Here is a 13,153-nt window from a genome sequence, read left to right as displayed (position 1 = left end):
AGCCCCGTCGCCGGCGCCCCTTTTTCGTAACCGCGGCGCTCACACCCTTCATCCGAGCGCCTGCGGCGCCCACCTTCTCCCTCAAGGGGAGAAGGAAGTCAGAGCGCCTTTTCCATGACCACGAACTCCAGCTCCCGCGTCTGCGGCAGGCCGAAGCGTTCGTCGTCCAGGGGGAAGGGCCGGGTTTCGCCGGTCAGGACGTAGCCCCGGCGTTCGTACCAGGCGATCAGCTCGGCGCGCTGGCGGATGACGGTCATCTCCATGCGGGTCGCGCTGAAGCGGGCGACGGCGTCGGCCTCGGCGGCTTCGATCAGCAGGCGGCCCAGACCGCCCGCCTGACGGGTCGGATCGACGGTCAGCAGGCCGAGATAGGCCAGGCCTTCGCCCTGATCCGCCACCTGGACGCATCCGGTCAAGCTCCCCTCGACCTCGGCCAGCAGGATAACCCGGCCAGCGTCGGCGAGGATGTCGAGAAGCTCGGCCTCGTCGGTGCGCTGGCCGCCCAGCAGATCAGCCTCGTGGGTCCAGCCCGCCTTGGCGCTGTCGCCGCGATAGGCGCTTTCGACCAGGCGGTGCAGCGCCGGAACATCATCCAGCGCCGCTGGGCGGAAGGTCGGGGCGATCAACGGCGCGCCCGGCGCGGCGCGGCCTTCGGGGCCACGCCCAGTTCCTGGATCAGATGATCCATGCCGTAGACGTCGCGCAGGGCCGTGGTCACGGCCTGGGTCGTGACGATGACGCTGCGGTTGACGTTGCGGTCATAGCCGTAGGCGTTGCGCTGGGTCAGGACGGTGGAATCGAAGTTGGCGCCGATGATCTCGCCCTTGGCGTTGACGGCGGGCGAGCCCGACGAGCCGCCGATGGTGTCCGACGACACGGCCATGTTCATCACCGCGTTGGGGTCGATGCGGTCCCTGGCGGCCAGCAGCCTGGGCGCGACGTTGAAGGGCTCGGCGCCGGTGGCGCGGTCCCACAGGCCGGCGAAGGTGGTGAAGGCGCCGATGCGCTGGCCCGGAACGTCCGTGCCCTCGACCCGACCATAGGTCAGGCGGAGCGTGCCGGTGGCGTCGGGATAGACGGCGTCGCCATAGGCGGCGAAGCGGGCGGCGGCCAGCTGTTCCGAGGCGCGGTCAGTCGGGGCCTTGACCTTGTCATCCCACTCCTTGCGCACGGCGCGAGCGTCGGCGTCGACGGCCAGGACATACTGGATCAGCGGATCGGTCGAGGCCTGGACGGCGGGCAGACCGCCTTCCCACAGGGCGCGGCGGACGGCCGGATCAGCCAGCTTGGTGCCGGTGATCAGGCGGGCCGACAGGGCCTCGGGGCTTTCCTTGCCCAGCAGGGTGCGGACATAGGGGCTGTCGACCGTCAGCCATTCACGGGTCTTGGACAGCCACCACTCCAGACGGATCTGCTCCAGCGCCGGATAGGTCGGGCGTTCGGCGAAGAGGCCGGACTGGACGCCCGGCAGACGGCTGTCGGCGAACTCGCCCAGACGCTGATCCGACGGCTTGGCGCGCTCCTGGGCGCCGCGCACGATGGCTCGCGCCCAGCTGAACAGGGGCGAGCCGCCCGCCACCGAGGTGGTGCCCATGCCGGTGCCGCCTTCCAGCAGGGCCATGGGGGCGTAGAGCTCGCGGGCCAGGGGCTGAACGCCTTCCAGCGTGGCCCAAGGGTCGGTGGCGCCGCCGGCGGCGCGGGCGCGGAAGTCGGCCTCGGCCTCGGCCTTGGCGGCCATGAAGGCCGGGTCGATCAGGGCGGCCATGCGGCCGCGACCGCGCTTGTAGGTGTTCTCGACGCCGACGATGGGGTCCATGGCGATGAAGGCCTGTTCCTCGCCCTCTTCCGAGTAGCGGATCAAGCGGCCGCGCAGTTCAGACGCAATGAGCTGGTCCATCGGCAGGACCACGTCGCGGATGGTCATCAGCTGGGCCTGGGTCAGCAGGCGCTGGGTCGAACCGGGGTTGCCGGTGACGAAGACGGGCTCGCCCTCGGTCGGCTTGTTCGGGTTCCAGGTGAAGTGGGTCGGGGTCGCGGCGGGCTTGCCGTCCTCGTACAGGCGGATGAAGGCCGCATCGATGGCGAAGCGCGGGAAGGAGAAGTTGTCCAGGTCGCCGCCGAAGGTCGCGGCGCGGTCTTCCGGCGCCCAGGCCAGACGCACGTCGGAGTATTTGCGGAACTTGTAGAGTTTGAACTGGCCCCCGCGATACAGGCTGACGACCTGGCAGCGGATCTTGGGATCACTGCCGCAGGCCTCGGTTTCGATGCGGCCGGCCTCGGCCTCGCGGGCCTGGGTGAAGGCCTGGCCGTCCAGACCCTCGCCCGCCTTCTGGACGCGTTCGGTGACGTCGGTGATGTCGGTCAGGATCTCAGCCGAACCGCCGGGGCATTTCAGCTCCTCCTCGCGGCTCCTGGGCGTGAAGCCGGTCTCGGCGTATTGCAGCTGCGGCGTGGACAGGTTGGCGACGCAGGTGGCGACGCAGTGGTTGTTGGTCATCACCAGGCCCTCGCCCGAGATGACGCCCGCCGAGCAGCCGCCGAACTTGACCGAGGACAGGCGGACCTTGTCGAGCCAGCCCTGGTCGATCGAGGTGCCCAGCGTCTGATTGGCGCGGGCGATGGGGAAGTTGTCGTAGGTCCACATGCCTTCTTCGGCCCGAGCCGAAGAAGCGACCGACGAAGCAGCGGCGAAGGCCAGGACGGCGGCCGAAGCGAAGAACATGTGACGCATGGAGAACTCCTGATCCTCACGGCCCCGTTGGTCGGGGGTGTCGGTGTTGGACACTGGCTGAGGAAAAAACAGAGTCCAATTCGTCTGAATAGTCTGAAATCGGCTGGAAGGACGAGAGGAGCCTAACAGGTCGATGCGTCAGACTGGGGCGTCTCCTCCCCATTCCCATGGGGAGGTGGATCGGCGGCGAAGCCGGCGAGACGGAGGGGCGGGTTGCGCTTGACGCCGCCGGCCCCTCCACCGCTCCGCGGTCCCCCTCCCCACATGGTGGGGAGGAGAAGGTGCTTCTTAGCGACGCACGCCCAGTTCGCGCAGCAGGCGCGGCTGGTTGTAGACGTTGCGCAGGGCCTCGGTGACGGCGGCGGTCGAGACCGTCACCGTGCGGTTCAGTTCGCCGTCGTAGCCGAACGAGCCGCCCAGGGAGTGGATGTTGCCGTCGAAGGCGGCGCCGATCACTTCACCCTTGGCGTTGATCACCGGCGAGCCGGAGTTGCCGCCGATGATGTCGTTGGTCGAGACGAAGTCATAGACGACGTTCTTGTTGATGCGGCTCTCAGCGTCGACGAAGCGGGCGGCCGCGTTGAACGGCTCGGCGCCGGTAGCGCGCTCGTACAGACCACCCATGAAGGTGAAGGACGGCACGGTCACGCCGCGATAGGTCCAGCCCTTCACCTGACCATAGGACAGGCGCAGGCTGAAGGTCGCGTCGGGGTAGAGGTTGTCGCCATAGACGGCGAAGCGGGCCTGAGCGACCTTTTCGGCGGCGCGGGCGGTCGGGCCGTTGACGCCGGCGTCCCACTGGGTGCGGACAGCCTGGGCGGCGTCGTCATTGGCCAGGACGAAGGCGATCATCGGGTCGCCCGAGGCGGCCAGTTGCTCCGGCGTCATCGCAAGCGCTTGAGCGCGGAAGGCCGGGTCGATCAGCCGGGTCTCGACCAGACGGGCGGCGATGCCCTCGGGGTTTTCGCGGCCCAGCATCGCCTTCACGTTGGCGTTGTCGACGGTCAGGTATTCGCGGGTCTTGGACAGCCAGAAGGACAGCTGGATTTCCTCGACGCCCTTGGCGATCGGGGCTTCCGAGGCCAGACGACGGCCGATGGCGGCGATGTCGCTGTCCGAATAGCCGGCGCGACGCTCGGCGACCGGCTTGGCGCGTTCCTTGGAGGCGCGGACGATGGCGCGGGCGTAGGAGTAGAGGGTCGAACCGCCGCCGGCGTTACCTTCCAGCTGACGGTAGGGCAGGTAGAGGTCGCGGGCCGTGGTCTGGACCTTTTCCAGATCCGCCCAGGGATCGCCGATGCGCTCGGCCAGAGCCGGATCGGCGGCGACGCGTTGACGCAGCTCGGTCTCCTCGGCGCGCTTCTTGCCCATGAAGGCCGGGTCGGTCAGGGCGCCCTGCTGGCCGTAATAGACCTTGAAGCTGTTCTCGAGACCGAAGATCGGGTCCAGGGCGACGCGCTTCTCTTCATCGCCCTGGGTCGAGTATTCGACCAGACGGCCGCGCAGTTCCGAACCCTGGATCAGGGTGACCGGGATCTGCTGGTCGCGCAGGCGCTCCAGCTGGCTGATGGTCAGCAGGCGCTGGGTGGTGCCGGGGTTGCCGGCGACGAAGGTGACTTCACCCTCGGCCGGAGCCTCGGGGTTCCACTTCAGATGGTTCGGGGTCGAGACCGGCTTGCCGTCCTCGTAGGCGCGCAGGAAGGCGGCATCGAGGGCGTAGCGCGGGAAGTTGAAATTGTCCGGGTCGCCGCCGAAGAAGGCCGCCTGGAACTCCGGCGCGAAGGCCAGACGCACGTCCTCGTACTTGCGGAACTTGTACAGGGCGTACTTGCCGCCGCGGTAGAAGCTGATGACCTGGCAGGTCAGCTTGCGGTCGTCGCCGCAGGCTTCCTTCTGGATCTTGTCGATCTCGGCCGAGCGGGCGGCGATGAAGGCCGCGCCTTCCAGGCCGGCGCCGGCGCCGAGGACGCGCTCGGTGACGTCGGTGATGTCGGTCAGGACCTCGGCGGTCTGGCCGGGGCACTTCTTCTCTTCCTCACGCGTGGCCGGCATCCAGCCGTTCTTGACGTAGTCGTTCTGGGCCGTGGACAGGTCCTGAACGCAGGAGATGACGCAGTGGTGGTTGGTCAGGATCAGGCCTTCGCCCGAGACGAAGGAGGCCGAGCAACCCTGCAGGCGCACGGCGGCGTTGCGCACGCGGTCCAGCCAGGCCTGGTCGATGCGGGTGCCGTACTTGTCGTTGACCGTCTGGATCGGGAAGTTGTCGAAGGTCCACATGCCCTCGTCGGCGCGGGCCGGGGTGGCGGTCGCGCCGGTGACGGCGGCGGCTACGCCGAGGGCCGCCAGCGAGGCGGTGAAGGAAAAGGTGCGACGAAGCGACATTCAGGCTCTCCCGAGCGCAAGGCCCGGCGCCTCGCGTCTGTTATTGTATAACTAGCGCCGTCCGTGGACGGGCCTCAAGCCCCCCATAGTCCCGCCGCGCGTCGGGGGGAAGCCGAAGCCTTACCCCGATTTAACTTGGCCCCGGCCCGGCGCCCCGTCAGATAACACTGCAAGTCAGGGGTTTGAGACGCGTCATGTCACTCGCGCTATCCACGCTGCTCTTTGAGTGGCGACGTTATATGGCCGCCGTCATGGCGCTGGCCCTTTCGGGTCTGCTCGTGCTGGCCATGACCGGTGTCTTCATCGGCATCGGCAAGGGCTTCACCGCCCAGATCGAGCGCTCGAGCGCCGACATCATGATCCTGCAGCCCGGGGCGAAGAGCCTGATCAACGGGCCGTCAGGCGTGCCGCGCCGCTTCATCCCGCTGGCCTACAACCACCCGGCCGTGGTCGAGGTGCAGCCGCTGGACGGCGCCGGCGGCAGCTTCCAGTCGGTCAAGAACGTCGACCCGACCATGTCCCAGGCCGACCGCGCCAAGCAGGGCGCGCCGCGTCAGAAATTCGTCCAGTCCAGCATCATCGACACGACGCCGGGCTCGGTCACCATTCCGACCGACTATTCCCAGGAACTGGTCGACGCCCTGCGTCAGCCCTACACCGTGGCCATCGACGAGACGGCCCTGACGACTCTCGGCGTCAAGCTAGGCGACAAGGCCCTGTACAACGGTCAGACCGTCACCGTCGTCGGCGTGACGCGCGGCTATCCCAACATGATGCAGCCCGGCGTGGTCATGTCGCGCGACACCCTGCGCATGCTGGGTCAGGCCGACACAGGCCCGCGCGTCGGCCCGCTGATGATCAAGATCAAGGACCCCGCCCAGGCCCCGGCCGTCGTCGCCGAACTGAACAAGATGGGCAACGGCCAGTGGAAGGCCTGGACCCGTCAGGAACTGGCCGACGCCAACGCCGGTGCCATGTTCGAGGAAGGCATTCTGGTCATCATCATCGGCGGTTGCGTGGTGCTGGGCATCATCATCGGCGTCGCCATCACCTGGCAGACCCTGCGCGGAGCCATCATGGCCAACATCAAGGAGTTCGCCTCGCTGCGCGCCCTGGGCGTCGGCATGGGAAGCCTGCGCCGCATCGTCATGGAGCTGAGCTTCTGGGTCGGCTGCGTCGGCGTCGCCGCCGCCATCGGCCTGACCTGGCTGCTGTCGCTGTTCGCCATGTCCAAGGCGGTCATCATCGCCCTGCCCCTGCCGCTGCTGATCGTGGTGGGCGGCGGTCTTATCGCCATCTCCATGCTCTCGGGCTTCCTCTCGATGGGCATCCTGAAGAAGAGCCAACCTGCGGACCTGCTGCGATGAACATGCATACGAAAGTTCAAGGCAAGCATGGCGAGTTCGCCATCGAGGCCAAGGGTCTGATCAAGCGCTTCAAGTCCGGCAAGAACTATGTCGAGGTCTTGAAGGGCGTGAACTTCGATGCCCGCCACGGCGACCTGACCATGGTCATGGGGCCCTCCGGCTCGGGCAAGTCGACCCTGATCGCCGCCCTGTCCGGCCTGCTGCGTCCCGAAGAAGGCCGGGTGGACGCCCTGGACGTGGACGACATGTGGAAGCTGTCGTCGGGCCGACTGGACAAGTTCCGCCTGGATCACTGCGGCTTCATCTTCCAGGGCTTCAACCTGTTCCCGTCGCTCAGCGCCCTGCAACAGGTGACGACGGTGCTGAAGTTCCAGGGGCTGACCCCGGATCAGGCCCGCAAGCGCGCCACGCTCGCTCTGGAAGAAGTCGGTCTGGGTCATCGCCTGCATCAACGCCCGGCGGCCCTGTCCGGCGGCGAGAAGCAACGCGTCGCCATCGCCCGCGCCCTGGCCAAGGACCCGCAGATCCTGTTCGCGGACGAACCGACCTCCGCGCTCGACGGCGAAAACGGTCAGGTGGTGATCAAGCTGCTGCGCCGGGCCGCCACCGAACACGGCGCGGCGGTCATCTGCGTGACCCATGACCCGCGCCTGGAAGCCTGGGCCGACCGGGTCATCCACATCGAAGACGGCGTGATCATCGACGACCAGCGCCGCATCCCCAATCCCGACGCCGTTCTGGCCTCGCACTAGACACCGATCCTCAAGGACACCTCCATGCCCGCTTTCCTGAAAAACAAATGGCTCTGGATCGGCCTCGTCGCCCTGATCGTGCTGATCATCGGCTTCGGCATGTTCCAGAAGGCCCAGGCCGCCAAGAAGGCCGAAGCCGCGGCCGCCGCCGAGAAGAAGGTCGAGAGCCCCTATGCGGCCATCGCCAACGGCAAGGTCGACATCGAAGGCGGCATCATCCAGATCGCGGCCCGTCGCGGCGGCGTCGTGCGTGAAGTCCTGGTCCAGGAAGGCGACCGCGTCACCGCCGGTCAGATCCTGGCGCGTCAGGAAGACGACGAACCGCGCCTGGCCCTGCAAACCGCCGCCGCCAACCTGTCGGAAGCCGAAAGCCAGCTGCGCCTGATCAACGTCGACATCGCCACGGCCCAGCGTGAATACGACCGCCTGGCGCGACTGAAGGACAGCAACTTCGTCGCCGCCCAGAAACTGGATCAGGCCCGCGACGCCATAGCCCAGGCCCAGGCCCGTCTCGGTTCGGCCCAGTCGGCGGTCCAGACCGCCCGCGCCCGCCGCGACCAGGCCGCCTATGACGTCGAGCTGACCGTCATCCGCTCGCCCGCCGAGGGCCGCATCGTGCGCCGTTACGCCAACCCCGGCGCCGGCGCCTCGACCCTGAACGTGTCGAACATGTTCGACCTGGAACCCGACGCCCCGCGCATCGCCCGCGCCGAAATCGTCGAGGCCGACATTCCGAACATCACCGCCGATCAGGCTGTCGAGATCACCCCGGAAGGCGACCCCTCGAAGGTCTATGTCGGCAAGGTCCTGCGCCGCGCCGCCGTCTTCGGCGCCCGCAAACTGGCCTCGGACGATCCCTCGCAGCGTTCGGACGAGCGCGTCGTCGAGGTGGTCGTGGCCGTCAACGACGCCCCCCTGCTGATCGGCCAGCGCGTCCTGGTCAAGTTCATGAAGCCGGGTGAAACCGCCGGGGCCAAACGCGACACCAGCGTCGCCGGCGTCCCCGCCAACCGCTCGATGCAGACGCCCGCCCGCCGCTGAGGCTGACGGCTAGAGACGGAAAAGGGGCCTCGCGAGGGGCCCCTTTTTTGTTGGCTGCAGCTCTCTCTCCCGCTCATCCCCGCGGAAGCGGGGACCCAGTGAGAGTTTCAACAGCCCCGTGGGTTACCCAAGCCCTCGCGCTTGCCGCCAAAGGACTGGGTCCCCGCTTCCGCGGGGATGAGCGGAGCTTGAAGGATCAGCCCCCCGTAAATTCCCCCGGCCGCTTCTCCAGCACCGCCGTCACGCCCTCGATGTGGTCCTCGGTCAGATGGGCCAGGGCCTGCATGGCGGCGGACAGCTCCAGCATCTGATCAAAATTCATGTCGCGGCCCTGACGCAGCAGGCTCTTGGCCATGCGCAGGGCCTGGGGCGGTTGAGCCGCGATCTGGGCGGCGGTGGCCATGGCCTCGTCCATCAGGGTCTCATGCGGGACCACGCGGTTGACCAGACCCCACTTGTCCGCCGTCTCGGCGTCGATGGCGCGGGCGGTGAACAGCATCTCGGCGGCGCGGACATAGCCGACGTTGCGCGGCAGCAGCCAGGATCCGCCGTCGCCGGGGATGATGCCCAGCTTCATGAAGGGCACGCCGAAGCTGGCGCGGTCCGAGGCGATGCGGATGTCGCCCAGGCCGGCGATGTCGCAGCCCAGCCCCATGGCCGGACCATTGACGGCGGCGATCAGCGGAACCTCGAGCCCGTAGAGCGAGCGGACGATGCGGTGGACGACGCGGCGATAGCGCTCGCGGATGGCGGCGCCCGAACCCTCGAACAGGTCGGCGCGGGCCTTCATGGCCTTGAGGTCGCCGCCCGCCGAGAATGCGCGCCCCGCCCCCGTCATGACCACGCAGCGGATCGACGGGTCGGCGTTGACCGCCTCGCAGGCCGTCGCGAACGCCTCGCCGTCTTCCAGATCCGGGAGGGCGTTGAGCCGGTCGGGCCGGGTCAGGGTCCAGACCATGACCGCGCCGTGGCGCTCCTCGACGATCAGACCCATGGCGATGCTCCCTTTGATGCTGTCGCCGGTTTCAGCGGGGCGACGCGCCAAGGCAAGCGGAATTGAAAAACCCCGGTCGTTCTGACCGGGGCTTGCGGTTGGATCGATCGGTCTCGCGACTACGCGCGCGGCCGTTTGATCGTTATGGGCACGAAGTTGGAAGGATGACTGACCACGCGGTTGTTCGCGTTGTTCATCTGCTTCGTGTTGACCAGCATCCCGCCCCAGAGGGCGAAGGACATCATGGCGTGCTGGAGGTTGCGCTCCTTGTCGTTCATTTTTGGCGTCTCCTTTCGCTGAACGATGAAAGAAGACGCGTCGTGCTTTTCGGGAATCTCACCGTCATAGTCGTTTCGCGTCAGCAGCCTAGATAGCTCCGCTTGGTTAAAAAGTCAAGATTTTGGTCCGAAGTCGGACTTATTGTAGTTTGAACGTCACAAAATCATGAGCCAGCAAGCCGCCCCCTCTCCTGCCCGGCCGCCGCGTGCGATCGCTACGCCCTGCGTCATGGTCTGCACCGTGGACGGGGCGTCGGGCCTGTGCCTGGGCTGCTTTCGCACCCTGCCCGAAATCGCGACCTGGAGCCGCATGAGCGACGGGGAACGGACGAAGATCATGGATGAGCTGGAGGGGCGACGCGGCCAGATCGACCCGAAGTTGCTGGGCAAATAGCCTCTCCCTGTCATCCCGGAAGCGGCGAAGCCGCTATCCGGGACCGCAAGAAGCGCCGACCGCAGAGCCTTGGGGCGGTCCCGGCTCTACGCCTGCGGCTTCGGCCGGGATGACGAGCAAAGACGGCGGGTAACGCCGTTCGTCCGTCAATCTTTCGTTCGCCGTATCGCTTCACCGCCTGCCAAGACCCTTGCGGCACATTAGGGTCATGATCCGCATCGACCCGCGCTCTGCCGTCGTCTTCGCCGCCGCCCTGGCCACCTCCCTGGCCTGCGCGGGCGCCCTGCGCTGGATGGACGGCGCGGGCGAGGCCCAGGCGGCGATTGCAGCGCCCTCGGTCGCGCGGTCGGCCGACGGTCACTACTGGGCCGAGGCCATGGTCGACGGCCGCCCCATGCGGATGCTGGTCGACACCGGCGCCAGCGTCGTGACCCTGAGCCGCGCCGACGCAGAAAAGGCCGGCGTCAGCGTCGTCGCCGGGGACTTCACCCGCACCCTGAACACCGCATCCGGTCCCGTGAAGGCCGCGCCCGTGGTCCTGCCGTCGCTGGCGGTGGCCGGGGTGCGTCTGACCGCGGTCGAAGCCCTGGTGGTGGATGGCGACATGCCCGCGTCCCTGCTGGGCATGAGCTATCTGGGCCGGCTGTCCGGCTTCGAAGCCCGGCCCGAAGGCCTGACCTTCAAGGGCTGAGGACCGCTCTCGATCCTCCCCCGTTCACGGGGGAGGGGGACCGCCGCAGGCGGTGGAGGGGGCGGAAACAGACTGAAATCTAAAGACGGTAAAGCGCGACGCGTGACGCTCGCCCCCTCCACCATGCTGCGCATGATCCCCCTCCCCCGCTTCGCAGGGAAGGATCGCCGGTTCAGCGGCTCGCCCCGAACGGGACCACCTTGTTGTCCGGGTCGTGGCCGATGTCGGCGGTTCCCAGGTAGGGGATGCCCGAACGCTCGCACCAGTAGCGGACGATCTCTTCCGGCGTCAGGCCGAAGTCCGGATCATTGGGCGTGACGTCCGAGACCCGGCCCAAGCGAAGGCCCGCCGCGCGGCGGATCGAGGCCTGGCCCGTCAGGTGGAACATCATCCGGTCGACGCGATAGAGGGCCTCGGACACCTCTTCCAACATGATGACGTGGCCGGTCAGGTCCGGTTCCAGCGCCGTGCCGACCAGTTCGTTGAGGATGGTCAGATTGAAGGCGACGGCCGGGCGTGGATCGTCCAGCAGGGACGGCTCCAGCGCAGCGCGGTCGCCGCTGACCAGCCAGTCCACCGCCCGGCGCCCCGTCGCGTCATGCCGCGCCCCGTCCGAGGCCATCGGCCCGTGGGCCACATGAGGAAAGCCCGCCTTGTAGAGCAGGGCCAACAGACTGCCCGCGTCGGAATAGCCGAGGTAGCGTTTCTTGCGCGCCACCTCCGTCAACTGCGGCAGGACCGCCTCGGCGATGCGGCACGAACCGTAGCCGCCACGCGCGAACCAGACGGCGCCGAGACGCGGATCATTGGCGAACTCGACGAAGGCGTCGGCGCGGACGGCGTCATCGCCGCCGAAGTGGCCGTGCGTCTCGAACGCCATAGGATGGAAGACCAACTGCACCTCGCCGCCCGGATAGACCTGGTCCATCCAGGCCTGGATCGCCTCCCCGCGGGCGGGATCCAGACGCGAGCTGGCGTTCACAACCCCGATCTTGAAAGATTCAGGCTTCATGGATGGGGCTGGCCTCCGGCGTCGCCCGTGCTAGTCAGGCCGCCGGACATTCCCCGGTTTCGCGCGTCAAAATCAAGCCGATGAACAAAGACTATTTCTTCTGCGGCGTCGGCGGGTCCGGCATGCTGCCCCTGGCCATGATCGTTCAGGCGCAAGGGAACCGCATCGCCGGTTCCGACCGGGCGCTGGATCAGGGGCGCACGCCGGACAAGTTTGACTGGCTGCGGGCGCATGGCGTCAGCCTGTCTCCACAGGACGGGTCGGGCGTGACCAGCCCCGATCAGATCGTCGTGGCCACCGGGGCGGTCGAGGACACGGTGCCCGACATCGGCGCGGCCAAACGCGTCGGCGCGACGATCAAGACCCGCCCCCAGCTGCTGAGCGAACTGTTCAACGCGGCGCCGACCTCGATCGGCGTGGCGGGCACCAGCGGCAAGTCGACCATCACCGGCATGGTGGCCTGGATCCTGGATCAGGCGGGCCGCAAGCCGACCGTGGTCAACGGCGCGGTGATGAAGAACTTCGCCGACGCGGACCATCCCTTCGCCAGCGCCCTGGTCGGCGGACCGGACCTGTTCGTGGCCGAGGTGGACGAGAGCGACGGCTCCATCGCCCGCTACAATCCGACGGTGGCGGTCGTCTCCAACATCTCGCTGGACCACAAGTCGATGGAGGAGTTGCGCGACCTGTTCGGCGGCTTCGTCGGCCGGGCGACGACGGCGGTGCTGAACCTCGACAATCCCGAGACGGCGGCGCTGGCGCAAACGCTGCCTGCGGGCAAGGCCGTCACCTTTGCCCTTGGCGAGGAAGAGGCCGATCTGTCGGCGCATGATCTCAAGCCCCTTCCGACCGGCATGAGCTTCGAGCTACGGGTGCGCGGCGAGGCTTCGCGCGCGGTGGTGCTGAACGTGCCGGGTGCGCACAATGTCGCCAATGCGCTGGCGGCGCTGGGCGCGGTCAAGGCGCTGGGCGTGTCGGTCGACGACGCGGTCGCGGCGCTTGAGACCTTCGCCGGAATCCGGCGACGGCTGGAGGTGGTGGGGACGCGCAACGGCGTCACGGTCATCGACGACTTCGCCCACAACCCCGACAAGATCGCCGCCACCCTGAAGACCCTGCACGCCTTTGACGGGCGGCTGCTGATCCTGTTCCAGCCGCACGGCTTCGGCCCGCTGAAGCTGATGCGGCAAGAGTTCATCGAGGGCTTCGCCGGGCTGATGCGCGAGCACGACGTCCTGCTGATGCCCGAGCCGGTCTATTACGGCGGCACCACCGACCGCAGCGTGGGCAGCGAGGACATCGCCGCGGGCGTGCGCGCCGAGGGACGTCTCGCTGAAGCGCTTGCGACCCGCGCCGACTGCGGCGACCGGATCGTGGAGCTGGCGCAGCCCGGCGACCGGGTGGTGGTGATGGGCGCGCGCGACGACAGCCTGTCCAGCTTCGCGGCGGAACTGCTGGCTCGACTTTAAAATCCGCACTCGGAGCAATCGTCAAATTGCTCTTGTAAAACA

12 protein-coding genes are annotated in these 13,153 nt (G+C 67.8%); 6 read left to right on the top strand and 6 right to left on the bottom strand.

The features are described from left to right. Positions 1–98: 98 nt before the first annotated feature. From ACFYLW_RS01250 to ACFYLW_RS01240, 3 genes are all read right to left on the bottom strand, one after another. Positions 99–626: a GNAT family N-acetyltransferase gene (locus ACFYLW_RS01250; RefSeq protein ID WP_390182521.1), complete on the bottom strand. Its 528-nt coding sequence runs from the start codon at positions 624–626 to the stop codon at positions 99–101. Further along, positions 623–2,731, bottom strand: coding sequence for a S46 family peptidase (locus ACFYLW_RS01245; RefSeq protein ID WP_390182520.1), 2,109 nt, complete (start codon positions 2,729–2,731; stop codon positions 623–625). The genes ACFYLW_RS01250 and ACFYLW_RS01245 overlap by 4 nt, the downstream gene beginning before the upstream one ends. A gap of 288 nt (positions 2,732–3,019) precedes the next feature. After that, complete coding sequence (locus ACFYLW_RS01240; RefSeq protein WP_390182519.1) at positions 3,020–5,113, bottom strand: S46 family peptidase; 2,094 nt, start codon at positions 5,111–5,113, stop codon at positions 3,020–3,022. A gap of 194 nt (positions 5,114–5,307) precedes the next feature. On the opposite strand from ACFYLW_RS01240, the gene ACFYLW_RS01235 reads away from it, so the two are divergent. The 3 genes from ACFYLW_RS01235 to ACFYLW_RS01225 are packed head-to-tail and all read left to right on the top strand — an operon-like array spanning position 5,308 to position 8,273. Further along, the gene (locus ACFYLW_RS01235; RefSeq protein ID WP_292083713.1) at positions 5,308–6,480 is read left to right on the top strand and encodes an ABC transporter permease; all 1,173 of its coding nucleotides are present in this window, start codon (positions 5,308–5,310) and stop codon (positions 6,478–6,480) included. Next, positions 6,477–7,232 carry an ABC transporter ATP-binding protein gene (locus ACFYLW_RS01230; protein ID WP_292083714.1) on the top strand — a complete coding sequence of 252 codons (756 nt, stop codon included), beginning with the start codon at positions 6,477–6,479 and terminating at the stop codon, positions 7,230–7,232. Before ACFYLW_RS01235 ends, ACFYLW_RS01230 begins: the two co-directional genes overlap by 4 nt. 24 nt (positions 7,233–7,256) lie before the next feature. Further along, positions 7,257–8,273 carry an HlyD family secretion protein gene (locus ACFYLW_RS01225; RefSeq protein ID WP_292083716.1) on the top strand — a complete coding sequence of 339 codons (1,017 nt, stop codon included), beginning with the start codon at positions 7,257–7,259 and terminating at the stop codon, positions 8,271–8,273. A gap of 196 nt (positions 8,274–8,469) precedes the next feature. On the opposite strand, the gene ACFYLW_RS01220 is transcribed toward ACFYLW_RS01225, so the two are convergent. After that, positions 8,470–9,267 carry a crotonase/enoyl-CoA hydratase family protein gene (locus ACFYLW_RS01220; RefSeq protein ID WP_390182518.1) on the bottom strand — a complete coding sequence of 266 codons (798 nt, stop codon included), beginning with the start codon at positions 9,265–9,267 and terminating at the stop codon, positions 8,470–8,472. A 119-nt stretch (positions 9,268–9,386) separates the two neighbouring features. Then, positions 9,387–9,545, bottom strand: coding sequence for a hypothetical protein (locus ACFYLW_RS01215; protein ID WP_292083720.1), 159 nt, complete (start codon positions 9,543–9,545; stop codon positions 9,387–9,389). A gap of 166 nt (positions 9,546–9,711) precedes the next feature. Between ACFYLW_RS01215 and ACFYLW_RS01210 the strand changes: the two genes are divergently transcribed. Together ACFYLW_RS01210 and ACFYLW_RS01205 are read left to right on the top strand one after the other, a co-directional pair. Then, complete coding sequence (locus ACFYLW_RS01210; protein ID WP_390182517.1) at positions 9,712–9,939, top strand: DUF1289 domain-containing protein; 228 nt, start codon at positions 9,712–9,714, stop codon at positions 9,937–9,939. Between the two features lie 208 nt (positions 9,940–10,147). Continuing rightward, complete coding sequence (locus ACFYLW_RS01205; protein ID WP_390182516.1) at positions 10,148–10,630, top strand: TIGR02281 family clan AA aspartic protease; 483 nt, start codon at positions 10,148–10,150, stop codon at positions 10,628–10,630. Positions 10,631–10,802: 172 nt separating this feature from the next. On the opposite strand, the gene ACFYLW_RS01200 is transcribed toward ACFYLW_RS01205, so the two are convergent. Further along, on the bottom strand, positions 10,803–11,642 hold the full coding sequence (locus ACFYLW_RS01200; RefSeq protein WP_390182515.1) for an LD-carboxypeptidase: 840 nt from the start codon (positions 11,640–11,642) through the stop codon (positions 10,803–10,805). An 80-nt stretch (positions 11,643–11,722) separates the two neighbouring features. Here ACFYLW_RS01200 and murC point away from each other — a divergent pair, with 80 nt between their 5' ends. Further along, positions 11,723–13,111: a UDP-N-acetylmuramate--L-alanine ligase gene (gene murC, locus ACFYLW_RS01195; RefSeq protein ID WP_390182514.1), complete on the top strand. Its 1,389-nt coding sequence runs from the start codon at positions 11,723–11,725 to the stop codon at positions 13,109–13,111. Positions 13,112–13,153: the final 42 nt, after the last annotated feature.

This window comes from Brevundimonas sp. NPDC007368 (assembly GCF_042869015.1).
GTDB lineage: Bacteria > Pseudomonadota > Alphaproteobacteria > Caulobacterales > Caulobacteraceae > Brevundimonas.
The sequence above is the reverse complement of the archived record's forward strand: the minus strand, read 5'-3'. Positions and strand labels throughout refer to the sequence as shown.